General features: G+C 61.2%; 24 protein-coding genes and 1 pseudogene. 7 read left to right on the top strand and 18 right to left on the bottom strand.

Features of this window, described 5'->3' with window-relative positions:
- Positions 1-30: 30 nt before the first annotated feature.
- The 6 genes from KUF55_RS08245 to KUF55_RS08220 form a co-directional block, all read right to left on the bottom strand.
- Positions 31-606 carry a dihydrofolate reductase family protein gene (locus KUF55_RS08245; protein ID WP_218818548.1) on the bottom strand — a complete coding sequence of 192 codons (576 nt, stop codon included), beginning with the start codon at positions 604-606 and terminating at the stop codon, positions 31-33.
- Positions 607-703: 97 nt separating this feature from the next.
- Positions 704-1,618 carry a pyridoxal 5'-phosphate synthase lyase subunit PdxS gene (gene pdxS, locus KUF55_RS08240; RefSeq protein WP_132363628.1) on the bottom strand — a complete coding sequence of 305 codons (915 nt, stop codon included), beginning with the start codon at positions 1,616-1,618 and terminating at the stop codon, positions 704-706.
- Positions 1,619-2,035: 417 nt separating this feature from the next.
- Positions 2,036-2,644, bottom strand: a complete 609-nt coding sequence (locus KUF55_RS08235) for an HIT domain-containing protein (RefSeq protein WP_132363626.1) — start codon at positions 2,642-2,644, stop codon at positions 2,036-2,038.
- A 4-nt stretch (positions 2,645-2,648) separates the two neighbouring features.
- The gene (gene thrS / locus KUF55_RS08230) at positions 2,649-4,652 is read right to left on the bottom strand and encodes a threonine--tRNA ligase (protein WP_132363624.1); all 2,004 of its coding nucleotides are present in this window, start codon (positions 4,650-4,652) and stop codon (positions 2,649-2,651) included.
- Positions 4,653-4,865: 213 nt separating this feature from the next.
- On the bottom strand, positions 4,866-5,513 hold the full coding sequence (locus KUF55_RS08225; RefSeq protein WP_218818547.1) for a response regulator: 648 nt from the start codon (positions 5,511-5,513) through the stop codon (positions 4,866-4,868).
- A 28-nt stretch (positions 5,514-5,541) separates the two neighbouring features.
- A complete protein-coding gene (locus KUF55_RS08220; protein ID WP_218818546.1) occupies positions 5,542-6,810 on the bottom strand; it encodes a sensor histidine kinase in 1,269 nt (422 codons plus the stop codon).
- Between the two features lie 475 nt (positions 6,811-7,285).
- On the opposite strand from KUF55_RS08220, the gene KUF55_RS08215 reads away from it, so the two are divergent.
- Positions 7,286-7,726, top strand: coding sequence for a carboxymuconolactone decarboxylase family protein (locus tag KUF55_RS08215; RefSeq protein WP_255557385.1), 441 nt, complete (start codon positions 7,286-7,288; stop codon positions 7,724-7,726).
- Positions 7,727-7,757: 31 nt separating this feature from the next.
- Here KUF55_RS08215 and KUF55_RS18730 read toward each other — a convergent pair whose 3' ends face one another.
- From KUF55_RS18730 to KUF55_RS08200, 5 genes are all read right to left on the bottom strand, one after another.
- Entirely contained in the window at positions 7,758-7,898 is a 141-nt protein-coding gene (locus KUF55_RS18730; protein WP_255557384.1) for a hypothetical protein, read from the bottom strand.
- Positions 7,895-8,170: a HipA domain-containing protein gene (locus KUF55_RS18725; protein ID WP_255557383.1), complete on the bottom strand. Its 276-nt coding sequence runs from the start codon at positions 8,168-8,170 to the stop codon at positions 7,895-7,897. Before KUF55_RS18725 ends, KUF55_RS18730 begins: the two co-directional genes overlap by 4 nt.
- Positions 8,171-8,273: 103 nt before the next feature.
- Entirely contained in the window at positions 8,274-8,501 is a 228-nt protein-coding gene (locus KUF55_RS18720; protein ID WP_255557382.1) for a hypothetical protein, read from the bottom strand.
- 99 nt (positions 8,502-8,600) lie between these two features.
- Positions 8,601-8,978 carry a glyoxalase superfamily protein gene (locus KUF55_RS08205; protein WP_218818544.1) on the bottom strand — a complete coding sequence of 126 codons (378 nt, stop codon included), beginning with the start codon at positions 8,976-8,978 and terminating at the stop codon, positions 8,601-8,603.
- Positions 8,979-9,303: 325 nt separating this feature from the next.
- Positions 9,304-9,729: a hypothetical protein gene (locus KUF55_RS08200; protein ID WP_218818543.1), complete on the bottom strand. Its 426-nt coding sequence runs from the start codon at positions 9,727-9,729 to the stop codon at positions 9,304-9,306.
- Between the two features lie 1,085 nt (positions 9,730-10,814).
- Between KUF55_RS08200 and KUF55_RS08195 the strand changes: the two genes are divergently transcribed.
- A complete protein-coding gene (locus KUF55_RS08195) occupies positions 10,815-11,924 on the top strand; it encodes an ATP-binding protein (protein WP_245325832.1) in 1,110 nt (369 codons plus the stop codon).
- A gap of 20 nt (positions 11,925-11,944) precedes the next feature.
- Here KUF55_RS08195 and KUF55_RS08190 read toward each other — a convergent pair whose 3' ends face one another.
- Entirely contained in the window at positions 11,945-15,517 is a 3,573-nt protein-coding gene (locus KUF55_RS08190) for a DNA polymerase III subunit alpha (protein WP_218818542.1), read from the bottom strand.
- Positions 15,518-16,301: 784 nt separating this feature from the next.
- Between KUF55_RS08190 and KUF55_RS08185 the strand changes: the two genes are divergently transcribed.
- Positions 16,302-17,450, top strand: coding sequence for an exo-alpha-sialidase (locus tag KUF55_RS08185; protein ID WP_255557381.1), 1,149 nt, complete (start codon positions 16,302-16,304; stop codon positions 17,448-17,450).
- Positions 17,451-17,571: 121 nt separating this feature from the next.
- On the opposite strand, the gene KUF55_RS08180 is transcribed toward KUF55_RS08185, so the two are convergent.
- Positions 17,572-18,936: an NAD(P)/FAD-dependent oxidoreductase gene (locus tag KUF55_RS08180; protein WP_218818540.1), complete on the bottom strand. Its 1,365-nt coding sequence runs from the start codon at positions 18,934-18,936 to the stop codon at positions 17,572-17,574.
- Between the two features lie 130 nt (positions 18,937-19,066).
- Entirely contained in the window at positions 19,067-19,378 is a 312-nt protein-coding gene (locus tag KUF55_RS08175; RefSeq protein ID WP_132363608.1) for a hypothetical protein, read from the bottom strand.
- 203 nt (positions 19,379-19,581) lie between these two features.
- On the opposite strand from KUF55_RS08175, the gene KUF55_RS08170 reads away from it, so the two are divergent.
- On the top strand, positions 19,582-20,022 hold the full coding sequence (locus KUF55_RS08170; protein ID WP_218818539.1) for a VOC family protein: 441 nt from the start codon (positions 19,582-19,584) through the stop codon (positions 20,020-20,022).
- Positions 20,023-20,040: 18 nt separating this feature from the next.
- Positions 20,041-20,760, top strand: coding sequence for an ATP-binding cassette domain-containing protein (locus tag KUF55_RS08165; protein ID WP_132363604.1), 720 nt, complete (start codon positions 20,041-20,043; stop codon positions 20,758-20,760).
- Between the two features lie 86 nt (positions 20,761-20,846).
- On the opposite strand, the gene KUF55_RS08160 is transcribed toward KUF55_RS08165, so the two are convergent.
- Together KUF55_RS08160 and KUF55_RS08155 are read right to left on the bottom strand one after the other, a co-directional pair.
- The gene (locus tag KUF55_RS08160; RefSeq protein ID WP_132363602.1) at positions 20,847-21,032 is read right to left on the bottom strand and encodes a hypothetical protein; all 186 of its coding nucleotides are present in this window, start codon (positions 21,030-21,032) and stop codon (positions 20,847-20,849) included.
- 85 nt (positions 21,033-21,117) lie between these two features.
- On the bottom strand, positions 21,118-21,960 hold the full coding sequence (locus KUF55_RS08155; RefSeq protein WP_255557380.1) for a DUF1206 domain-containing protein: 843 nt from the start codon (positions 21,958-21,960) through the stop codon (positions 21,118-21,120).
- A 188-nt stretch (positions 21,961-22,148) separates the two neighbouring features.
- Between KUF55_RS08155 and KUF55_RS08150 the strand changes: the two genes are divergently transcribed.
- Positions 22,149-22,544 (top strand): VOC family protein, encoded by a 396-nt coding sequence (locus KUF55_RS08150; protein WP_218818538.1) that lies wholly within the window; start codon positions 22,149-22,151, stop codon positions 22,542-22,544.
- A 25-nt stretch (positions 22,545-22,569) separates the two neighbouring features.
- Here KUF55_RS08150 and arfB read toward each other — a convergent pair whose 3' ends face one another.
- Both arfB and KUF55_RS08140 read right to left on the bottom strand, forming a co-directional pair.
- Positions 22,570-22,992, bottom strand: a complete 423-nt coding sequence (gene arfB, locus KUF55_RS08145; RefSeq protein WP_218818537.1) for an alternative ribosome rescue aminoacyl-tRNA hydrolase ArfB — start codon at positions 22,990-22,992, stop codon at positions 22,570-22,572.
- Positions 22,993-23,058: 66 nt separating this feature from the next.
- Entirely contained in the window at positions 23,059-23,445 is a 387-nt protein-coding gene (locus KUF55_RS08140) for a VOC family protein (RefSeq protein ID WP_218818536.1), read from the bottom strand.
- A gap of 303 nt (positions 23,446-23,748) precedes the next feature.
- On the opposite strand from KUF55_RS08140, the pseudogene KUF55_RS08135 reads away from it, so the two are divergent.
- A pseudogene (locus KUF55_RS08135) lies at positions 23,749-24,375 on the top strand (DMT family transporter); the annotation flags it as partial.
- Positions 24,376-24,881 lie beyond the last annotated feature (506 nt).

Raw genomic sequence — 24,881 nt, 5'->3', positions numbered from 1 at the left:
CTCCGGGTTCCGCTACAGCTGATGACGTCCTTAGCTTCCCGTGGCGACCGGGCCGGGTTTCACCCGGTAGATGAGCCGCGCGAACGGGCCGACCTGGCGTGCTTCGCTGAGCTCTAGTCGATCGCTGCCAATAGTGCGCGGCAGCAGTGGTGCTCCCCCGGACAAAGCGGCCGGGGCGATCGTCAACGCGAACCTCTCCAACGCATTGATGTCGAGGAACTGTCCCAGCAGCTCCCCACCACCAAGCACCCAGATGTTCCCCTCGGCCGCGGCTTCGCGCAGTTCCGGGAGCAATTCTGCGACTTCTCCTTTAACAAAGCGCACGTCGGCGCCGGCGGGAATGGGCAGCTGGCGGTTCGTGAACACGTATGTCGGAATTTGCCCGTACAGCTTCTGCCACTTGGCGGGTTGGGCCAGCAGATTTTCATGCTCCAAGATCCACAGGTACGTATTGGCCCCTTCGACGTGCAGGCTCACATCTTCGGGCAGCAACGTGGGGTCCGGCTCGCCGGCGCCGGGGACGTCGAACAGCCATTGTAGTGAGTGGTTCACATCGGCTAGGTAGCCGTTTATTGTGACTGCCGCGTCGAAGATGATTTGTCCCATGCCGCCAGTCTAGTGACCGCTCCCAGCGCTTTGTAGTGCAAAAAATAACGCCCGCTGGCGGTCATGCCAGCGGGCGTTAGATCATGCGATATGGGTATTACCAGCCGCGCTCGGCCAGACGGTGCGGTGCCGGGATGTCGGCAACGTTGATGCCAACCATGGCCTCGCCCAGGCCGCGCGAGATCTTGGCCAACTCGTCGGGGTCGTTGTAGAACGTGGTGGCCTTCACAACGGCGGCGGCACGCTGTGCCGGGTTGCCGGACTTGAAGATGCCCGAGCCAACGAAGACGCCGTCGGCGCCCAGCTGCATCATCATGGCGGCGTCGGCCGGGGTAGCGATGCCCCCTGCGGTGAAGAGGACTACCGGGAGCTTGCCGGTAGCCGCGATCTCCTTGACCAGTTCGTACGGGGCCTGAAGTTCCTTGGCGGCCACGTAGAGCTCATCCTTGGGCAGAGCCGCCAGCTTGGCGATCTCGGCACGAATCTTGCGCATGTGACCGGTGGCGTTGGAAACGTCGCCGGTTCCGGCTTCACCCTTGGAACGAATCATGGCAGCACCCTCGTTGATGCGGCGCAGTGCTTCACCCAGGTTGGTTGCACCACAGACGAAGGGAACCTTGAACGGCCACTTGTCGATGTGGTGTTCGTAGTCGGCCGGGGAAAGGACCTCGGACTCATCGATGTAGTCAACACCCAAGGACTGAAGGATCTGAGCTTCAACGAAGTGACCGATGCGGGCCTTGGCCATGACCGGAATGGAAACGGCTGCGATGATGCTGTCAATCATGTCCGGGTCACTGGCGCGCGAGACGCCGCCCTCGGCGCGAATGTCGGCCGGAACGCGCTCGAGTGCCATCACTGCTACGGCCCCGGCGTCTTCGGCAATTTTGGCCTGTTCGGCGGTGACGACATCCATGATGACGCCGCCCTTAAGCATTTCTGCCATGCCACGCTTGACGCGGTCGCTGCCGAGGGTAGTGGTCGGGGTCGAGACGCCTTCGTTTTCAGACACCTTGGTTTCCTTTCAAAAAGCTGAGCATTACGCGATCATCGTAGGGTGCGGACGTAACAAAGACGTAGGTCATGTCGTCACAATCCAATACTAGTAGATAAAACATCTATGAATTGGAGGTCTGCATCTCCAAGCAAAGCACCCAATACCGCAGAATCATAGGGTTTTGGGCAAGGATCGGAAAGAGGCATCCTCCGCAACTTTGCCCCCTGCGAAGGTCGCACGGGGCAGCACGCTCCCACGATCCAGGAACGTATCGGCGGAATTCCACCCGTTGGTTGCACCACGAGGTCCCGGGCCTGGCTACCGGCACCAAGGCCGCCCATTTCCTTCGTGATCTGCGGCTCTTGGCCTTAAAACGGTAGAGACCGCCGTGCAGATGCACGGCGGTCTCTACTCAGATGCTTCTTTGAAGCCTTAGTCGATGTCCAACCAGCCAGCAACCAGATCCGTGTGAATATCACCCAGCGTCGCCGGAATGGCCTTGGTCTCCGCGATGATCGGGAAGAAGTTCCCGTCACCGGCCCAACGCGGAACCACGTGTTGGTGAAGGTGGGCAGCAATGCCGGCTCCCCCGGTGACACCCTGATTCATGCCCAAGTTGAAACCGGTGGGACGCGATACCGCACGAAGCACCCGCATCGACTTTTGGGCCAATGCCGCCATTTCCGCGGTTTCCTCCTCGGTGATGTCCGTGTAGTCCGGAACATGACGGTAGGGGCAAATCAGCAAGTGGCCCGGGTTGTAGGGGAAAAGGTTAAGGATCACGTACGCGGTTTTACCGCGGTGCACGATCAGCGAATCCTCATCACTACGGTTGGGACCGATACAGAATGGGCAGGATTCCTCGTCCTTAACCTGCCCTTGACCGGCCTTGATGTAGGCCATCCGGTAGGGAGTCCACAGGCGTTGGAACGAATCCGGGACACCGGCGATTTCAAAGTCGTCGGTGATCTCGGCGTCGGATGACCCCTGGCGCACTCCGGCCGAATTCCGCGCTTCGCGCACGTTCGTGGACTCCCCCATGTGCTTAGGCTTCCCGGTTCTTCACGGCGGCAACGATGCGGGCTACCGCTTCGTCGACCGGCACGCCATTATCGGTGCTGCCATCGCGGAAGCGGAAGGACACCGCTCCAGCCTCTGCATCGTCGCCGCCGGCGATGAGCACAAACGGGATTTTGTCCTTCGAGGCGGTGCGGATCTTCTTCGGGAAGCGATCCGAGGAGATGTCGGCTTCGGCGCGGATGCCCGCGGCCTTGAGCTTGTCGATGACATCAAACATGTACTCGTTGAATGCCTCGGCGACCGGGATACCCACGACCTGGACCGGGGAAAGCCAGGCCGGGAAGGCGCCGGCGTAGTGCTCTGTGAGCACGCCCATAAAGCGTTCGACCGAACCGAAGAGTGCCCGGTGGATCATGACCGGGCGCTGGCGGGTGCCATCGGCTGCCTGGAATTCGAGCTCAAAGCGCTCGGGCAGGTTGAAGTCCAACTGGATGGTGGACATCTGCCAGGTGCGACCGAGGGCATCCTTGGCCTGCACGGAGATCTTCGGACCGTAGAAAGCGGCGCCTCCCGGATCCGGAACCAGCTGAAGGCCCGAGGCCTCTGCTACCTCGGACAGGGTGCGGGTGGCTTCTTCCCAGATATCGTCATCGCCGACAAACTTCTCTGGGTTCTTGGTGGAGAGCTCCAGGTAGAAGTCATCAAGGCCGTAGTCCTTGAGCAGCCCCAAGACGAAGTTCAGCGTCTCGGTGAGCTCATCCTTCATCTGGTCTTTGGTGCAGTAAATGTGGGCGTCGTCCTGAGTCATACCGCGCACGCGCGTCAGCCCGTGGACCACACCCGACTTCTCGTAGCGGTAGACCGAACCGAATTCGAACAGGCGCAGTGGCAGTTCGCGGTAGGAGCGTCCGCGGGAGCGGAAGATCAGGTTGTGCATCGGGCAGTTCATCGGCTTGAGGTAGTAGTCCTGGCCGGGCTTGCGCACCGTGCCGTCCTCGTTCAGCTCGGCGTCCACGTGCATCGGCGGGAACATGCCATCGCGGTACCAGTCCAGGTGGCCGGAGACCTCGTAGAGGTGGCCCTTGGTGATGTGCGGGGTGTAGACGAACTCGTAACCGGCCTCCACGTGGCGTGCGCGTGAGTAGTCTTCCATTTCCTTGCGGATGATGCCGCCGCGCGGGTGGAATACCGGCAGGCCAGAGCCCAACTCGTCGGGGAAGGAGAAGAGGTCAAGTTCGACACCGAGCTTGCGGTGGTCGCGACGCTCGGCCTCGGCAATGCGTTCCTGGTAGGCCTTCAAGTCGGCCTTGGTTGGCCAGGCGGTTCCGTAGATGCGCTGCAGCTGCTGGTTATCCTGGTTGCCCAGCCAGTACGCGGCCGAGGTACGGGTCAGTGCGAAGGCGTTGGAGATCAGCTTGGTATTGGGCAGGTGCGGGCCGCGGCACAGATCGCACCACACCACGTCGCCCGACTTGCGATCAACATTGTCGTAGATGGTGATCTCGCCGGCGCCGACCTCAACGTTCACGCCTTCACCTGCCGAATCGGCCTCGTTGGCCTTGTTCAGCAGTTCCAGCTTGTAGGGCTCGTTGGCCATGGCCTCGCGGGCCTCGTCCTCGGTGACAACGCGGCGGGCGAACTTCTGGTTCTGGTTTACGATCTTGAGCATCATCTTCTCAAGGGTCTTCAGATCCTCGGGAGTGAACGGCTCGGCAACATCGAAGTCGAAGTAGAAACCATCGGTGATGTACGGGCCGATGCCCAGCTTGGCATCCGGGCGCAGCTGCTGAACGGCCTGGGCCATCACGTGCGCGGTGGAGTGACGCAGGACCTCAAGTCCGGCCGGGGAATCAATGGTGACACGTTCAACGGCGGTTCCGGCTTCCAGCGGGCGGGCCAAATCGCGCAGCACACCATCAACGTGCATGACGACAACCTCGCGGTCATCAAAGTACAGCTCGGCCCCGGTAGTGCCGGCATTCACCTCGCGTTGGACTCCATCGACGGTCAGTGTGATTTGCTCAAGCACTACGGTTCCTCGTTTCGTTGTTTGGCTTCATAGCTTGTGGCATACGGAGACCACAGCCAGCCAAGACCAAGCTTAACCGACGTCCGAGGGTGTCAACCAATCCAAATTCGCGCAAGTCATCGCGACTTCGCCGATTCGTCGGGCCCCTGACGCCAAACCAGTGCTCCTCGTGTGGCAGATCGCACCGGGCAGCGATGGGCAGTGCGAGGGTCGCTACGCGTGCTCCAGGTACTTGAGCACTGCCAGCACCCGCCGGTGGTCGCCCCCGGACGGCTCGAGTCCCAGCTTGAAGAAGATCGCGGTGATGTTCTTCTCCACCGCCCCGGCGGAGAGGAAAAGCTCCGCGCAGATCCCCGCGTTGGTGCGGCCCTGTGCCATGAGTTCGAGCACCGATTGCTCCCGCGGGGTTAGCATCTCCAGCCCCGCGGGCCGATTCGAGACGCTCATGAGCTGGCGGACAACTTCCGGGTCGAGCACGGTTTCCCCGGCGGCAATCCGCGCCAGCGCCTCGAGAAATGAGCCCACGTCCGCCACCCGGTCCTTAAGCAGGTATCCCGTGCCCGAGGGCTGACCGGCAAAGAGCTGGGAGGCATAGCGCGTCTCTACGTATTGCGAGAGCACCAGCACCCCGACATCGGGGAGGGTGGTGCGCAGCACCAGAGCCGCGCGGATTCCCTCATTGGTGTGGGTCGGCGGCATCCGGTTATCAAGGATCACCACGTCGGGAATGTCGGTGACCACCGAGGTGAGCAGGTCATCGGCGTTGTCCACCGCAGCAACCACCTGGTGCCCGCGACCGGTCAGTAACTCGGTGAGTCCGGCGCGCAGCAGGGCCGAATCCTCGGCAATGGAAATCCTCATGTTCAAGTTTCCCCCGACTCCCTGCCGTTCACGAAAGCGGCAACCTGACCGTGACCCCGGTGGGACCTCCCCGGGGCGAGGAAATCTCCAGGGTCCCATCAACGTTTGCGGCACGGGCCTTCAGCCCCTCGATGCCGCTTCCGGCTCTCGGATCCACTCCCCCGATTCCGTCGTCAAGTACGCTGAGCACCAGCTGACTCCCGTCGCTGGCCGTTGTGACCCTCATGGTGATGCGCGTGCCACCGGAATGTTTGGCCGCGTTGTTCAACAGTTCCGCGGCGCAGAAGTACGCGATGGCCTCGATCGCCGGGCTGGGGCGCGATGCAAGCGTATAAGTCAGCGATACGGGCAGCGGGGCCGCAGCGACCAGCGATTCCAACGCCGTGTCCAGGCCATCGTTGATGACTGCGGGCCGGATGCCGCTGGCCAGGCCGCGCAGGTCGCTTAATGCGTCGGTTGCCGTTCCCTGCGCGCTGGCCAGCAGTTCCTTGATATTTTCCTCGATGTCTACCTCTGCCAGTCGGTCCCGTGCATCACCTAATTTCATGGCGATGGCCACGAGCTGCGCCTGGGTTCCATCATGGAGGTCGCGTTCTATCTGCGCCAGCCGGGCGTCGGCGTCCTGCACGGTGTGGCTGCGCTTTTCCTCGAGGCTTTTTACCCGCAGCTGCGCATCGGTGGGACCCAGCAACCCGGCGGCCAGAAGGCACTGCAGGCGCGCCATGCCGTTGTTAATTGCTGGCCACAATAGGAAAGTGAAGAGTACCCCGATGCCCACGTACACCAGGTTCCAGACCGGTCCCTCGGCATAGACCTCGGACCCGATGACGGTTCCGCGGTGCCAGCTTCCATCCGTTGCCTGCTGCAGCGGCAGCCACTGTACCCAGTACCAATAGGTCAGGCAGCCCAGTCCCACAATAAGAAAGGTATTACTGAGTACCGAGGAAACCAGCGTTGTCACGAAGCTAATCAGCATGTGGGACATGGCGCGCCAAGCGCTTGCATCACCTAACCCGGAACGAATGAAGCCCATGAATCCCGGTCCCCTCAGCAATCGTGGCGGGGCTTGGATGTGCTGGTGAAGCAACGACCCGGCCAGTGCCCGCTGCAGCCGACCCCAGACATGAGCTCCCATGAGCATCGCCGCGGCAACACTCAGTCCGATGAATGTCACGAGCAGTGATGCACCCAGTGAAATCGTCAGGACGGCGTAAGCAAATCCAAAGGAGGCAAGGAACAGCGTGGCCCAGTGGTAGGCAAAGGCTCGCCAGGTTTTTTTCTTGAAAAATGCGGGCACGAGCTGCGGGTCCTTTTTTAACATGGAATGCGGCGATTCGGATTCTGGAGCTATCGGCCTCATGGCGCCCACAAAATCTTGATCCGGGGCAATCTGGGCGCTTTCGTCTTCATGTTCTCCAGCATTCTATGGAAATTCGGTCAGCAACATGGGGCATCCCACCCTTTCATACGGGGGAATTCCCCCGTATTTCATCTCCACCTGCGTCGGCGTAACGATGCTGAACGACTCGGCGACCGCCGTCAATAGCGTCACAACCGTTGGGCAACGAACTGCGAGAGTTTCGCGCACCTCGCGACGCGTTCCGGACTAGCCCTAAGGCTTGATTCGGCAAATTGCTGAGCACAACAAGATTACTTGCTTCCCCCGGTGTGACCTCGGCTGACGCAGTGTTTCTTGGTGGACTTCCGAGCTATTTCTTCGCCCCCTGTTGCTTGTCATCAACCCGGGCTAGCATCAAGCCATGGAAACCCGTGTGAATCTCAGCAAATCCGATCCGACGGCCTACGCGGCTCTCTTGGCCATGAATGATGCTGCAAGTGCTGCCGCCGACGCGGCGGGAATCGAGCCCAAGCTGCGTGAGCTGCTCAAGATCCGTGCCTCGCAGCTTAATGGCTGCTCCTATTGTCTGCGCATGCACACCCGCGACGCGCTGAAGCTCGGCGAAAGCACGGACCGGCTCTCCGTGGTTGCAGCCTGGGCAGACTCGGAATATTTCTCCGCCGTGGAACGCGCGGCATTGGCCCTGTGCGAATCAATCACGCTGGTGTCGGTAGACCAAGTCCCCCGCGGTGTTTACACCATGGCCTCCGCGGTGCTTACCAATGAGCAGATCTCGGCTGTCTCATGGCTCAGCGCAGCGATCAATATGTTCAATCGGATCGCTATCACCTCCCGTTATCCCGTGAAGCCCTAAGTCTCAGCGCATGTCTGGCCGCGGGAAGGGGCTATCCCTGTATTTCGTCCCGGCATAAACGCAGTTCCCGCTGCGCCCCGCGCAACATTGATCCTTCGAAGGGCAGCGCGGCTAGGTCCACCGCGGACGCAGCCTTGCGGTTCTTGATTTGGCCTCCAATCGGAAGCGTCATGGTGTCATCACCATAAAGCAGCGCGACACGTCGTACATCGGCGATATCTCAAATCCGCCACCCGGTCTGCCCAGCACGTAGAGGTTCTTGGCATGGAGGTTCCCCTTGCCCGTCAGCCAGGCAAAGGCGAATTGCAGGTACAGATTGCGGCTGGCCACCACCGGGGCAAGGCACAAACGGGCCAGGGCCACAGCAACGTCTTCGGCCGCCACGGTGTACTTCGCGGCCGGGGCAGACCCATAACCTGCGTTCCGTCCTCGAGGGCCATTCATAGCCAGTGGCCATTGGCTTCCGGCCGGCGGTCGAACCGCTCGACCAGCAGGCCGGCCAGTCCGTGCTTGTCAGGGATAATCCGGTGGCGCATCACTGGGAGGTTCAGCTTTCCTGCCCCACCCAGATGTGCTGCCTCATTGGCCACCAGATGGGGGTTTGTGCGGGGACCAGCGTGAGCACATAGCGTTGGCCGCGCGTCGCCAACGGCGTGGTGAGCATCGAGACGCTCGCCTTGTCCTGCACCCCGGGAAGTGCATGTAGATCCACCGAGTTCGCCAGCACGGCGAAGTCCAGGTCCTCCGGTGTCGAGGTGTCGGCCAGCGCCTCCATGGAAACGCGCCTTCGGCAAGATCTTGCCGAAAACGCGTTCTTGGGTGCCCGGCACGTGTCGCAGGATGGACGATCGGCAATTTGCTGCCGGTTAGATGGTTAGCCGTTCGGGCGCTGTGGCAGGTATTGCACCGCCCACTTGTTGCCGTCAGGATCCGCAAAGTACACGAAGTGCCCCCACGGCTGAATATCAACGTCGCTGACCTCCACACCATTGGCCTTGAGCTGGTCGTGGGCCTCATGGATGTCACTGACCACCATCTGCAGGCTCGGGGCCGTCCCGGGGGCCGCGTCATTTAGGCCTTCGCCGATGGTGATGGAGCAGGCCGATCCCGGTGGGGTCAGCTGGACGAAGCGGATCGACTCGCTGGGCCGCTCATCGTAGTCGGCATTAAAACCGACCTTATTCACATAGAAATCCTTGGCGCGGTCCACATCGGACACGGGGACAAACACTAGTTCAAGTTTCCAGTCCATGGCGCCCACGCTACTGCCACAACAAATCCGCTGTAAAGGGTGGTGCTGGAGCCGCACGCCTCCGTGCTATTCGGGCATCAAGTCCCTGGCCCGAAAGCGCCGGAACCCGAGTGCGGCCAGCACTAGGGCGAGGAGACTCAGGAATACCAGGGGAAGCGGCGCAAAGTCCTCGGCCGGGAGCCGCGGGATCGCACCGAACGGGGTTGCCTTGATGACATCGGCGGACAGGACAGTAATCCGCCTCCTTGCGGGGTCCCGTATTCCTACTCAAGGTATCTAACTAGATCATTCAGAGCACCGGATGGGGCTCTAGCCAACGACTGGTCTAGCCGTCGCTCCGTGGCGCTTTCTTCTCCAACCGGTTAATGACAGGAGATAGAACCAAATATCCCAAGGTTGCGGTTACCGCTGCGATCAGAGCCGCTTGGTAAGAAGTCATCACAAGACGATAGCAACCAAGAATGACGACAAAGGTCAAAAGCGTCTGCAGACTCTGAACGGCGATCTTGCTGGCGCCGTTGAAAATCCTTAGAACGATCCGATCACTAATCTCTCCCAAAATTAGAATTATCGGAACGAAAACAACGGTCAGTAGCGGAGACCAGAACAGAATTCCGGGCCTAGGGTTTCCGAGCTGGGAAAACCCTAGCGGGGTAAAAAATCCCAGAAGTAACGGCAGGCCGGTTGCGAGAGTCACCATGGCTAGGTAGAGCCCAAACCCTAATTTTTCAGGGGTGTTTAGTTTATTCATCAGAACCTAACGTCGCTGGGACCTCTGAGACACCGACGAAGACAACAACCCATGTGGCGATTCCCGGATCGACGCCTAGGGCAACCAGACCGGTAATGATTGGTCTGATTGCCAGTCTTCGAGCTCTTCGAGGAAATTAGCGATCTTGTTTGCGTATGGTCGCATCTTCGCGGGTATCTTGTTTGAACTGTATCGAAGCGCCGCGATGGCTGCTTTCTTAGCAAGCGTTGTCACGATGCTTGCGGGCTTGGCTATATTTGAAGAGCTCGCCTTGAGCGCTGCCATGGCGTTTACGGCTTGTCCTACAGAAACGCGAAGGAATCTTGATTTTGACGCGTGGACTTCTCCTTGAACGTGTTGATGATCTTACAATTCGACCGTATCGCGTATCAAAATACGATGTAAATACTACTTTTGGATGATGCTAGCCCAAGGGGTGCCGGCTATTCGGCTCGATCGGATTAGTCGCAGCGTCGAAGATTTTGCCGGGCTCCTGGTTAGGGCACGGCGCGATGGATGGGCGATGGCGCTCACCGAGATGAATTTGGGAGCTCCCCGTTGCGGTAGTGAAGCGGATCAAGGCCTAACGTTGCCGGGCGCAACTACTGCGATTGCCAAGGGGCTGGCCGAGGACGGAACATCAACGACACGGGGGTGGCGTGCGGTGGTATCCGGCAATGGTGAAGAAGATTCTGGAATCCAAGGTTCGGGCCAATCTTTCCTAACTGACCACGGGGTGGCCCTTCCACATAAGCCGAGGGCCCACGATGAGCGCTACGGAGATTCACGCTAGGAGTTTCAGCCCGGACAGAACGATCGCACTCTGAATGAAACCGGCCCTCTGACAAAACTATCCAAACGTTGACTTGAGTCTTTGGAATCACAGAACTTTTGGTGTCCCACATACTCGACTAGCCACACGCATGCCCCGGCGCCCGTTCACCGGAGCACTCTCTTGCCATCGATCGACTTGCTCGACCTTCCGCACCGATCATCCTCCAACCCGATCAGAGCAGTCTCACTGTGAATAGATGTGTAAAGTGTGAATAAATACTATTCACAGCACTTCACCGACAGGAGACCCGATGCCCGAGATGCAGAATCCCTTCCGGCCAACCTTCGGCAGGACTCCCCCGGAGCTGATCGACCGCAACGGCACCCTGGAGGAGTTCGAATATGGTCTGCGCATCCGCTCCGGCGTCTTGGGCTTGCTCACCATCATCACCGGTGCCCGAGGAGTCGGGAAGACCGTCATGCTCAACGAGGCCCAAGGCCTGGCCCAGGAGCAGGGCTGGGCGGTCATCTCCGAGACATCCACCGCAGGTTTCTTGGCAAGGATTGCCGACTCCGCACGCCTGCTTGATGAGGAGTTGGGCGAGGGCCCCCCGCCGCGGAAAATTCTTGCGTTCTCGGCCGCAGGCTTTGGTGTCACCACGCAGCTTCCACGGGAGCGTCAGGTTGAATTCCGCAATCTGGGGGCGAAACTCCTACAACGCCTGGACGACAACGGCACCGGGCTACTGATCACGCTGGATGAAATCCAGGACGCCGACCGCAGTGAATTACTGCAGCTAGCAGCGGTCATCCAACACTGGGTACGAGACGGGCTGCCCATTAGCTTCGTCTGCGCTGGCCTACCGGCGGCGATTTCCGACATCCTCAACGAAGGCGTGGCGACCTTCCTTCGACGAGCCGACAAGATCGACCTGCACTCCGTGGATGTTCGGGATGTCAGGGCCTCCTACGCGCGGCAATTCTCGGCGGCCGGGATCCACCTTCCGGACGGGTTCCTGGACGAAGCTGCCGAGGCGACCTTCGGCTACCCGTTCCTCATCCAGCTGATCGGCTACTTCCTGTGGAAGGAAGCCGAAAGAGGGCATGGCACTGTTGACCGGGAATCGGCGCAGAAGGCAGTTGCTGCGGCCTTAAAGCGAAACATCCGCATGGTTGTCGGACCGGCCATCTCCAAGGCCTCGGACCGAGACATGGACTACCTGCGCGCCATGTCCTTCGACAGCGGACCCTCCAGCACCGCGGCGGTGGCCACGCGCATGAAGGCCTCCCTGCAGCTGGCAGCAAACTATCGCGCCCGCCTTATCGAGGCCGGATTGATTGAGCCGGCCGGACGCGGAGAAGTGAGTTTCGCGCTCCCGGGATTACGCGAGCACCTGCGCAACGGCGAACGCTTAGCCTAACCAACGAGACCCGGCCACGTTCAGGCGCCCAGGTAGCCGCGGGTGTCCAGATCCTCGGCGGCCATCCGTTGAGCCAGGCTCACGGCCGAGTTCTTCGCCGCTGGGTTCAGGGCGGAAGACCCGAAGCTCTGGTTCCGCGCCCTTGCGGGATCGGCCAGATAGCCCGAGGCCGGCAGTGTGGACTTGGCCGAGAGATCCCAGGCATCTAGGGCCTGCAGGCTGATGCCCCGGGGCCCGGTACGGCGGGTGAGTCCGTGGATGAGCAGCAACCGGGTGGAGAAGAGCAGCGGGCCACAACGCTGCTGGGCCTCATGGAAGAACGTCGCATCAACACAGCCGGTTCCATCGTCCACCGAGATAAACACGACCCGCCGTCCACCGCGCATCGGCGGGGTCTGGGTAGCCACCCGCACCCCGGCCACCAAGACCTCGGTGCCATTGCGCATCGCCAGCAGGTCCTGCGCGCGAGAGACACCCAAAGCGTCCAAGAGCGGCCCGTGGGATTCCATCAGGTGCGCGCTGACATCCAGAGACATCAGATCAAGTTCGGTGCGCACCACCTCATCGAGCGGGGTTTGCTCCGCCCCGATGAGCATGGTGGAAAGGTCAATATCCCCCAGCGGCAATGACAGCTGTCCGGGAATCGGTCGATGACGCTGGGGCACGGGCTTGCTGGAGCCGGCGCGCAGGTGCTCCACCAAATCCGCACGGTTGCCCCGCCCGATACCTGCCTGCAGGGAATCGAAGGCACCGAGTGCGGCAAAGTGGTTCAGTGAGGTGCGTGTGAGTCCGGAGCGCGCTCGTACATCGGCGATCGAATCATAGGGTTGCCCGGCCGCCACCCGGGTGACCTCGCGTTCGGAGACCGAACGGATCCCCCGCAGCGAGAGCCTGATCCCGTACCGTCCCGGGGGCATGGCGCCCACCGCGCGTGGCACCACCGGAAGCTGCGCGGGAGGCAGTAGCCCGTCAAGCTTTTCTACCTTGTAGCCCAGGGCGGAACGGTTGATGTCCAATGGCAGAATCTTGATGCCCATCCGTCTGGCCTCGGCCACCAGAAGCCGTTTGGGATACATACCCGGATCGTGTTCCCAGATCCCGGCCAGGAAGGCCTCGGGGTGGTGCGCCTTAAGCCAGGCCGAATGGTAGGTGGGCACGGCAAAGGCAGCACCATGGGCCTTACAAAATCCGAAGGACCCGAAGGCGGACAGCGTTCCCCACACCTCATCGATGACCGCCAGCGAATAGCCGCGCCGCAGCGCCTTCGAGCGGAAGAGGGACTCCACCGCTGGCTCGGCCTTCGGGTTACCCAGCAGTCGGCGGTAAACATCGGCCTTGGCCAACCCGCAGTCTGTCATCACGTCAAAGATCCGTAGCACCTGCTCGTGGAAGACGGTGACCCCATGGGTCTCGGCGAGCGCGGGCGCGAGGTCCGGGTGGGGGTATTTTTCCGGTGCGAAGCCGTGGCGGTTTTCCAGGTAGGGCTTGACCATGTTGGATTTCATGGGTCCGGGGCGGAAGAGGGAGATATCGATGATGAGGTCGTTGAATTCGGTGGGGGCGAGTTTGCCGATGAGTTCGCGTTGTCCGGGTGATTCGATTTGGAAGCAGCCCAGGGTGTGGGTGGAGCGGATGAGTTCGAAGGTGGGCTCATCATCCAGTGGGACCAGGGCGAGGTCGATGGCTCCGTTGGGTTGGATGTAACCGGGGATGGAGGCGGGCTTACCGCTGAGGTGTCCCCCTGCCGTGGCGACGGCTTGTGCGCTGGGGTGGATGCGGGCGATTTCGGCCAGGGAGTAGGTGATGGCCGATTGCATGCGTACCCCCAGGACATCGAGCTTGAGCATTCCCATGGGGTCCATGTCGTGCTTGTCGAATTGGCTCATGGGCAGGGTGATTCCGCTGGGTTCCATGGGGGTGCGGTCGCGCAGGGTGTTATCGGAGAGGATGACTCCGCAGGGGTGCATGGAGATGTGGCGCGGTAGCCTGTCGAGGCGTTCGGTGAGGTCCACGAGGAGGTCGAGTTGTTTTTCGGTGCCGAGACGGTCGGCGAAGGGGGCAAGTTCTGGTTTTTCGGCCAGGGCGTCGCGGAAGGACGAGGCGGAGAAGCGCCAGAGTTGTTTGGCAATCACATCGATGTCGGCTTCTTCCATGCCCAGGGCTGTTCCGGCGTCGCGTACCGCTCCCCTAGCGCGGTAACCATTTTGCATGCTCATGAGCGAGACTCGTTGGGCTCCGAAGCGGTCGAAGATTTTGCGGTAGATCTCGTGGCGTCGGGCGGATTCGACGTCGATGTCGATGTCGGGCAGGGTGGCGCGGTCGCGGGAGAGGAAGCGTTCGAAGAGTAGGTCGTGGGTCAGGGGGTTTACCTGGCTGATGCCGATGAGGTAGTTCACCAGTGAGGAGGCGCCGGATCCGCGGGCCGCTGAGCGTATCCCCATATCGGTGATCATGGAGCTGACTTCCGCGACGGTGAGGAAGTAGGGGGCGAATCCGAGGTCGGCGATGGTGGAGAGTTCGGCTTCGAGGCGCTCACGCAGTAGGGGGTTGTTGATCTCGTGCGGGAGCAGGCGGGTAATGCCTGCCTCCGAGCGGGCGGCTAGCTCGGTGTTGGGATCCGCAGTGATACCGATGATGTGAGACTCGGGGACCACGGGGTTTCCCCATCCCGTGTCTGGTCCCGGGTCAAGGCGTGCCCAGTCGGCGAGCGCGGCGGTGTTGCGCAGCAGGGTGGGTGTCAGGGAGGTGTCTGTGGCGGATCGTGCGATCTCGGTGGCGAGGTGGTGCATGTGTTCTGCGGGTTTAAGCCAGCCTTGCCCGTTGGGTTGAATGTCGTTGAGGGTTGAGAGTGAGCTCAATGCCCGTGCGGAGTCTAGGACATCGGCCGTTGCTGCCCCATCGGGTTCGGCATACCGCACGGCGTTGGTTAGCACCGGGGCGATGCCTACAGTTATTGCGCAGCGCAGCATGCGGATGGCGTGAGCCGTGCTGAGCTTCTCTCCTGGGTTGCTCAGGTGTGTGGTGATCTCTACCCGTAGTGCGTCGACTCCCAGCAAGGAGCGCCAGTCGCGTAATAAGGTGCGTGCCTGGTTGTACTGGCGGTGCCCGGTGGCTAGGCCAACGTCGGATCCGGCTCCGAGCATGATGGTGAGCAGCACCTCCCCGTTGGGCGCTTTCACGTAGGTGGCAAGCTCCTCGCGGGTAATGCCGATGTTTGGTTTGTGTATCCCCGTACTGGTGGTGAGTTGATGTGCCGCGGTGATGAGGTGGCAGAGGGCTGCATATCCGGCGCCATCGCTGTGCCCCTTGGCCAGAGCGATGATGCGGCCAGCGGTGCGCAGCTCCTTGGTTTTACCGTGGATGACCGGGCCCGCGCTTGGCTCTAAGAGGGCTAGGTCAACTCCGAGGATGGGGTCTATGCCGTTTTCGATGCAGGCCTTGAGGTGTTTGACGCTTCCGTAGAGCCCGTCACGGTCGGTGATCGCTAGGGCGTCCGCCCCGTCGGCGATCGCTGCGGCAACGAGGTCCTCGGGCCAGGAGACTCCATAGTGGGCGCTAAATGCCGAGGAGACATGCAGGTGGGTGAAGCTCATCTCTCCCCCTCGGCTTCCGCCTTTTCGCTCCGTTTGGTATGCGCGGCGGGTGCCGTGGTGGTTTCGGGAGGACGCCCTTAAGGCTGGCGTCGGGCCCGGTGGAGGGCTCAAGACCATCATATTAGAATATGTATTCGAATCAAGTGCTTGGAACCAAATCGCCCCATCCCCTCGCGCGCGCGGCCGAGGACTTCGTGGCTGACCTGCAACAAGAGCTCGGCGGTGAGAATGCCCACCTGCAGCCAGGCTGAGGCAAGGGTGCAGGGAAATCCCTAGGGCACGGGAACGTGAGCACCTGAGAATCACTCCCCCGCCCGAATATTGTGATGCCCTTCACATAGGACGTCCCACGTCGTATGATCGACCGGGGACAGACGTTCCCCCTACGAAAGGACACACATGACTACCACGTCACCAGCGCGAAACCGCCTGGCCGGCCTCGCGAGCATGGCCCTTACGATCGGCTTGATCGCTTCATTGCCGGCACCCGCCCAAGCTAATTCCGATCGGTTTCCCAATTATGACGCCAAGCCGCCGCAGGCTGGCCAGCCGTTCTACACCGAGCATCAACTGGCGACAAACGGTGAGAACGGGTTCGCGAACTACCGGATAACGGCACTGGCTGTCACCAATGAGGGCGACATCCTCGCCTCCTACGACGGCCGACCGACGGCGAAAGACTCTCCCGGTCCGAACTCCATCCTGCAGCGCAGATCCACCGACGGGGGGCATCACGTGGGAGGAACAAACACTGATCCAACAGGGCAAGACGGAAGTCCCGATCGTGGGATATTCCGATCCGAGCTACATCGTTGATCGGGAGACCGGCGATATCTTCAATTTCCACGTCAAGTCCTTTGACCGCGGGTTCATCAACTCCCAGCCGGGGGTGGACCCCAACAACCGCAACGTCATCCAAGCAGAGGTCAGTTTCTCCCGGGACAACGGACATACCTGGGAGCATGATGTCATCACCTCCGACATCACCTCCGATCCGGGCTGGCGGTCCCGGTTCGCCGCCTCCGGCCAAGGCATCCAGCTCAAGTACGGCGAGCACGCCGGCCGTCTGATCCAGCAATACACCATCATCAACGGCGCCGGCGACTTCCAAGCGGTCTCCGTCTACTCCGACGACCACGGCCAGAATTGGCAGGCCGGCGAGCCCGTTGGCGTGGGCATGGACGAGAACAAGACGGTCGAGCTCTCCGACGGCCGCGTCATGTTGAACTCGCGCGACTCCAAACGCAGCGGGTACCGCAAAGTGGCCATCTCCGAGGACGGCGGCATCGCCTACGGCCCCGTGACCGTCGACCGTGAACTGCCGGACCCCGCGAACAATGCCTCCATCGTTCGGGCCTACCCAAACGCGCGGGAAGGCTCCGCCAATGCGAAGGTCCTGCTGTTCTCGAACGCGGCCTCAAACATCCCCGGGCAACGCGTCAACGGCACCATTCGCATGAGCTTCGACGACGGGAAAACTTGGCCGGCATCCAAGGTCTTCCAACCCGAGGGGATGTCGTATTCCACGCTGGCCACGTTGCCCAACGGCGACATCGGACTGCTCTACGAGCCCGAGGCAGGCTTCGGCGGCATCCGGTACGCCGCCTTCAACCTTGCCTGGCTCGGAGGCCTCGCCGCACCGTTGAATGTCGAGACAACCACTGCCACCGCCGGGGGCACGGTCGATCTCAGCGTTTCAATCACCAACCAGACCGGGCGGGCACTTCCGCAGGCCGATCTGCAGTTCGATCTGCCCGCGGGATGGGTTCTCGAGTCAAGCACTGCACCCCGGATCCTCCCGGGCGAAAACAAAACAGCCACCGCTCGCATCAGTGTGCCAGCCGATGCCCAGGTCGGCATTCACCGCCTGACGGCCAAGCTGACCGACCGCGGTCTTTCAAGCAGCACGGCGTTCACCGTGCAGACCGACTAGAGACCGACTGAAACACTGGTTGGACCCGGCCCCGTCGGGCCGGGTCCCACCAGTGTCACCCCACGATCACCTCGGCATCAATCGCAGCCCGTGGCAGACCTTCGGCAAGCCTGCGGCGCGACTAGATCCCTTCGGCGCTGCCCAACCGGTCCAGGGCCACGAGGTAGGCCTCGTTGTAGCTGGGGAATTGCGCCACGCTGTCGCGTAGGACCTCCAGGGACAACTCTCCCCTGATGGCTAGGGATGCCTGGTGGATCCATTCCCCCGCCAGTGGCGCAACTGCCCAGGCCCCGAGAAGCACTCGACGATGCCTGTCCACCAGGATGCCGAGGTCCCCACGGGGTTCCTGTTCGTAGGTCCAGGGCCGGGCGAGCGTCTCGGGCAGGTTTACGTGGATACTCGCGGCGTTAATCCCGCGACTTTCGGCCTGTTCACGGGTAAGTCCCACGGCGGCGATTTCCGGGTTGGCAAACACCACGCGTGGAATTCCGTCGTAACTCGCGATCCGGTCTGCGCCCAGGATGCAGTCGGCAACTACGCGCCCCTGGTACTTGGCCACATGGGTGAAGGGCATAACCCCGGTAACGTCCCCAATGGCCCAGAGCCCCTCGGCCGCCCAGCAGTGTTCATCAATGCGCACGTTCCCCCGACCATCAAGGGTCGCCCCTGCCCGTGCCGCATCCAGTTCGCCGGTGCGCGGCGTGCGTCCGGTGGCGAAGATGACGGCATCAACCTTAAGGCTGGTGCCATTACTTAACTCCAATTCACTTTCCCCGAGGTGCCCGCGCTTCCCACCGACCACCGAGGTGTGTGCCAGTACCGTAACGCCCAGCTCGCGCACGTATTTTTCGGCGAGCGCCGAAACTTCTGGCTCCTCGCGCCGCAGCAGCCTGTCGCTCCGATTGATGAGGGTCACCTCAACACCGAACCCGGTGAGGAAGCTGGCGGTCTCCAACGCGACCGCACTTGCCCCCACGATGGCCACCGAAGTCGGAAGCTCCGTGAGCGTGTACACCTCACGATTACTCCACGCGGTAATGTCTCCTACACCCGGGAAATCCGGGATCACCGGTTCGGTTCCCGTAGCAATAATGATGTGGTGGGCCAGATACTCCTGCCCATTGGCCCGCACGCGTCCCGGGCCGGCGATGCTTGCCCTTCCTCGAACTACCTGTGCCCCGCGCTGGATATACCCTGCTAGCTGGGCACTATCATCAAGGTTCCGGGCCATATAGTCGCGATAGTCTCTGGCTTGTTCCCAGTTCAGCTCGCTCGCACCGACGCCAGCGGTGCGAGCGGCTTCGAGCTTCACCTCCGGCCCGCGCAGTACCGTCTTGGAGGGGATGCAAGCCCAATAGGCGCACTCCCCGCCAATGAGTTCGGACTCAAACGCTATGACTTTTTTACCACCAGTGAGCAACCGGTCGGCAGCAACCTCACCCCCGGGACCCATTCCGATGATTGCCACATCAAATACCTCGTCCATTGGCACACTTCCTTGTTTGCGATCCAGCCCTCGTCACCGGGGGCGCTTGGCTCCAGCCTTGCACCCCACCTCGCCAACGGCCAGTGCACCCGGACAAGAGATTGACGCACGCTAGGTGTTCGGCGTTCACTTAGGCGCTTTCCTGGTAGGCCTCGGGCATACGAATGATGCGCCAGCGTCCGGTGTCGACCTGACGGGAAACCTCGAAGGTACGCAGGGGGCCCACTCCGGCAAGCTTGACCTGTAATTGCCAGACCTCGTAGTCCACCAGCCCCGGCCCGCGTCCGCGTTCGGCGCGCAATTCCTCTTTCCACCATTTGCGTCGCTCAAACCAGCGCACCGGCTCGGCCGCCAACCTATACTCGCGACCTTGCCAGCGCATGCGGATCGGCACCCCTGCCGGTGTGCAGTCAACCTCGATCGACTGGGTAAAGATTCCCATTCGCTCCCCACTTTCCCTTCGCATAGCCCAGCCCTCCCGCCGGCACACCCCACTAAGAGGCGACGGCGCTCACGGGAGCTACCCATACACTCAACCATTTTATTAGAAAATACGTTCTATACAAGGAGAGGTTAGAACGTATCTACGACAATTTGCTGGCGGTCACTCTCGTCTGGATTCGACGTGGGCCTATGCTTATGGTCATGACTTCCCCCCAGATACCCGCCGTCACAGCTCTGACCCTGGGCGTGCATAATGTCCAGCGCTCACGCGATTTCTACGTCACCGGGCTAGGTTTTCGCGAAATCAACCATGTTCCGGGCGAAATAGTGTTCGTTCAGGCGGGCTATGGGCTCATGCTCGCATTGTGGAATGTCGAATCGATGCCCAGCGAATACGGACAGGTGGGGCACGGCGAGCTTGCCCCACCGCTGTCGCTGGGACACAACACCACCAGCGTCGAAGAAGTTCAGGAACTCTACACGCGAGCGCTCGCCTCCGGCGCCACCTCGATCACCGCACCCACCAAGCGACCGTGGGGCGGCACCAGCGCCTGCGTGGCGGACCCCGACGGCTTCCGCTGGGACTTTGTGCACAATCCGTCCTTCTCCATCGACGATGACGGCACTGTCACCGGCGTCTAACCCCGTCTCGCACCGATAATGTTCTCCCAGCTGCCGATCCGTCGCATCACCGAGCATCAACTTTCTCCCGCGCCCCGCAACCAATGGCCCCAAACGCTTCCGCCGGTACTCCAGCTGCTCGAGGAGGGCATGGATTTCGGAGCCGCGACCGTCTTAGTGGGCGAAAACGGTTCGGGGAAGTCCACCCTCATCGAAGCCATCGCCCTGAGTTACGGGCTCTCTCCCGAGGGTGGGTCCACCGGCGCCCAACACAGCACTCGGGCCACCGAATCGGGGTTGGAGGAACATCTGCAGCTGGTGCGCAATGTTGGTGCGAGCCGCAGAGGATACTTCCTGCGCGCCGAGACCATGCATGGCCTCTACACCTATCTGGAAGATCACCCCTCCATGCGGCGTCAGGATCTGTCGTTCCACACCATGAGTCACGGAGAGTCATTCCTCGAGCTCATCACCGATAGGTTTCGCGAGGGCGGCTTATGGGTGCTTGACGAGCCCGAATCGGCATTGTCCTTCTCCGGTTGCCTGGCGTTGCTGGGCATTTTGAAGGATCTGGTGGCGGAGGGGGATTCACAAGTGATCCTCTCGACGCACTCACCATTGCTCGCTTCCCTACCCGGTGCCACCATCTACGAGGTTGGCCCATGGGGATTGCGGCCCAGCGACTGGGAAGATCTTGACCTGGTGATCAACTGGCGGTCCTTCATGAACGCGCCGGAACGCTATCTGCGACGCCTATAGCGACGGCAACACCTACCCGAAGGACACCTTCGCCATGTCATAGCGGTGGCCAAGGAACCGGCTTTCCCTCAGCTCTTAGGGTTCAACTACTCGCCCGATGGCTCATCCTCATCAACGTCCGGGTCGTAGTCTGCCGGGAGCGCCCCGCCTTCGCTCTTCCACTTGGAGAGCTGCTTATCACTCACCTCACGCTCATCGGTGTTGTGTGTCAGGTGATGATGGGAGTGGACGATTTCTTCCCCCGCGGTTGAGTCCTCGATGTCTTTGCTCATATTCCCAACGCTAGCCTCTTTTACCGGGTTTGGGCAGGATCAGCGCTTCGGTCGCGCCCGACCTAAGACACCCAAGAATCCCGAATCACATCCGCGCCAATCGCGACTTCGTGATCAGGTAAATTCCGTAGCATCCCAGCCCGACACCGATGAAGATGAGCAAGTAGCTACCAAAGGGTTGGGCGCGCAAGGCCCTGAGTGCCCCGTCAAGCCCCGTAGACTCCTCCGGACGCGCCTGCAAGGTGGCCACAATAAACAAGAGCCCTACAAGAACGAGGGTGATTCCCTTGGCCGCATAGCCGAGGATCCCCAGCGCAAGGGTGCCGCGTCGCAACGGCGTTGACGACGGTAGGTTCAGGGTCTTGGTGAAGGACCGCCTGATGCCCCTGACCCCAAAAACGCAACCGGTCACGGCAATGCCGAGACCAATGGCGAGTAACAGTGCAGCTCCTCCAGGAGCCTGCAAGATCTGAGCTGAGGTGTCACTGGTGGACTCGCCACTGTCCCGACGGTTACCTAGGCCAAAGGATCCGAAGCTCAGCGCCATCGCAAAGAACACGATGCCCTGTCCGGCGGCGGAGAGCTTCTTGCCCCAGCGCGTTTTCGTCGGTGCGTTGCTGTACCCAAAGAGCATCTCGCTCACCTGCCATAGTCCCAGCCCGAGGCACGCGGCAGCACCAATCCAGATCATGGCCAGGCCCGCGGGCTGGGCAGCCAGCTGAGCAATCGCACCGCTCTGTTCTGCGTCTCCGGACTCCCCGAGGGCCAATCGGATCGCGATGACGCCAATCAACACATGCAAGATCCCACTGACGGCAAAGCCCGCCCGCGCCACGATCACAAAGGCCCGTGAATTCGAGGCCGTTTCGGCCGCTCCGGCGACATCTTCCAGTTCCTTCTTGATGTGTTTCCCCCTTGAGTGGACCACCTAGCAGGGGCCTCGAACCATTGATAATATCCTCCCATTCTTTCGTCTTTTCACCGTCACACGCAGCGGCCAGCTCAGATTCTTCGTGGCGAGGCGGCACGGGTGAACAAAGGCCACCCACAGCGCCCCTGTGCTTTTGACAGGGGCGGGCCTATCGTGGAACTGCCCACCAACGAAAGGCAATGCTCATGAATCTCGAAATGCCGGAGTTGGCAGGAGTTCACCACCTGAAGCTCCCGGTGACAAACTTGGATTCCAGTCGTTCCTGGTACGAATCACGGCTCGGCTACAAGCTGGTTTTGGAAGTCGGTGACGGGGAAAAGATCGCAGGATTGGTGATGCACCATCCCCACGGAGGCCCGGAACTTGGTCTGTGGCTTGACCCGGAAAGGGCACTTGCTGCCGCGGGCTTCGACTACTTTGCCTTCGGCGCCCCGAACCGAGAAGCGCTTGAAGCCTTAGCCTCCAGATTAACCGCATTGGGTGAAATTCATCCCGGCGTCCACCCCGGCGCTATCGGCTGGGTACTACCGCATGTTAAGGATCCGGATGGGCACGAGCTGCGCTTCCAATGTGGTTCCTGAGCTCTACTACACCGTGAGTTGAAGGTTATTCTGCGTGCGGCCGTTGGCGGTGCTGTTTGGTGAGCGAACGGCGCCCCTTGGCTGCCAGTCGACGACGCTGTGATCCCTTGGTTGGTTTTGTGGCACGTCGTGTTGGCCCATCTGGCGCCAGCGCGGTGTCCACCAGTTCGGCGAGCTTGATCAACGCAGTTTCCCGATTACGCAATTGGGAGCGCTGTTCGGATGCGGAAACGGTCAGTACCCCGGCGATCAGCCGGGACCGAAGACGACTTAATAGCCGCTGTCGCTGAGCATCTGAGAGTATGCGTGAGGCAGGAATATTCCAGGAAAGCTCGACGCGGCTATCGGAAGTATTAACGCGTTGTCCGCCCGGGCCGGAGGAACGAGAAAACCGCCAGTCGAGCTCGGAGGACGGAATCGTCAGCGCGGGCGAAATCTCCAGATCCATACTCCAAGCATCCCACGTGGCTCGGATGCTCTCCACCAGCGGCGGTACGGCTACGCAGCACGTGTTCTACCCAAGATTCTCGTGGAGGCAGAGAATGTTTCCGTCGGGATCTCTAAACCAGGCGGCCTTTTCCGATCCAAGGACACAGACATGCTCGGTGGTCTTTAAATCGGGCAGGTCATAGTCTTCGAAGACCACGCCCCGGCCGGAGAGCTCGGTGATGACCCCCGAGATGTCGTTGACTTCGAAACTTGCTGCGGTGTGGACGGAGGCCTTGGCTTCGGGGTCCGAGAGCAGAGCCAATGTACCAGTGCCGTCGAGGGCAAAAAGTAGGTTGCCATCCGCGGCCCGGCCCCGATAGGAAAGTCCCAACAAATCCTCATAGAACTTCTGTGAGCGCTGCGTATCGGTAACGGGAATAATGGTAGTCAGGGGGCTGTTTGAGAGGGACATCGGAATCCATCCGTGGTAGGAAACGTGCACTCTCAGTTTACGTCCGCGGCCACGAAAAAGAGGTTTAGCTCCTCGATCCTCAAGGTGGGAAATGAATGTCCTGACTCAGCTAATATTTGTGAAACCTCATGCCCCACGGGCTGGGGCTGTCACACGGTGAAGCCGCGTGCGGGTTACACGATGCTCTCCCGCGATTCGGCGCCTGAGCGGGCTCGGCGTTAGCTTCCGCGTTGTAGATCAAGAGCGGACTGAAGTATGCGCGTTGCCTCGGGAAACCGCTCCGGAGCGCTACCCGAGTAGTTACTGACTACCGCACCAGCAAGTCACGGCGCGATAGTGATCGCCCTCCTCCCGGCCGCGACGGCCATCATGGTCGTGTTGCGAACCAAGGAACGCCCCGCACCGTCATTCTGGATCTACGCGATTCTCGGTGCGGTTGCCGCCGTGTTTTTCGCCGGGCTGCAAGGCAGCGGTTTTGGAAACCTGACATGGTCCGATCTACTGCTGTTTGGGGCAGTGCTCGCGGCCGCTGTTGGCTACGCGGAGGGCGGCCTGCTGGCCCGCGAGCTGGGTGCCTGGCAAACGGTTTCGTGGGCACTGGTCCTTGCTGCCCCGCTCATGATTGTGCTGACCATTGTTGCGCTCATCGAACAGCCACAGACAGGAACGCCCATCCAGTGGATGGCGTTCCTGTACCTAGGCGTGGTGAGCCTGTTCCTTGGATTCTTCGCCTGGTACCGTGGGCTGGCCATCGGCCCGATGACCCAGGTCAGTCAGGTTCAGCTCGCGCAGCCAGTCATGAGCATCCTGTGGGCAGGACTCCTCCTTCACGAACTCCTGACCTGGCAAACGATCGCCGGAGGCGTTGCTGTTATCCTCTGCGCGGGTCTCGCGGTGCGGGCGCGCCTCGTCGAAAAAGGGGCACGCTGATGCCTCCACATACCCAGCTACTCGATGACCTGACCCGCCGAGGTGAACTGCCCGATCAGCGATCAGCCCAGGGTGACCGGCTTCTCCCCGGTGATTATCGATGAGAGAAACGAAACATCACGACAGATCAACGTCAAGCCTGCCAACGGCTCCAGACCTGCCGGCGAAGATTAGTGGTAGCGTGCCGACGTAACTACGGGGCAAAAGGGGGGTTCCACGACCGCACGGCACGTCATACACTGGGCCTGCATCCACTATCGAAAGAAGGTGAGTGGCCATGGCAATCCCACAGCCTCCAGTACCGCCGCACCGGCCGACCGATCCCGATGCTGTCCCTCCCGTTCCGCCCTTCGACCCTCCGGCGGATCCCGGACCCATCCCGCATCCGCCGGACCCCCAGCACCCCTACCCGCCCGATGAGCCCGAACCCATCGGGCCCATCCCACCTATTAGGTAGACACTGCTACCGAAACTAGTGGCCGGTCGTCCCCACAAAGAGGATGACC

This window comes from Paeniglutamicibacter sp. Y32M11, assembly GCF_019285735.1.
Classification (GTDB): domain Bacteria; phylum Actinomycetota; class Actinomycetes; order Actinomycetales; family Micrococcaceae; genus Paeniglutamicibacter.
The sequence above is the reverse complement of the archived record's forward strand: the minus strand, read 5'-3'. Positions and strand labels throughout refer to the sequence as shown.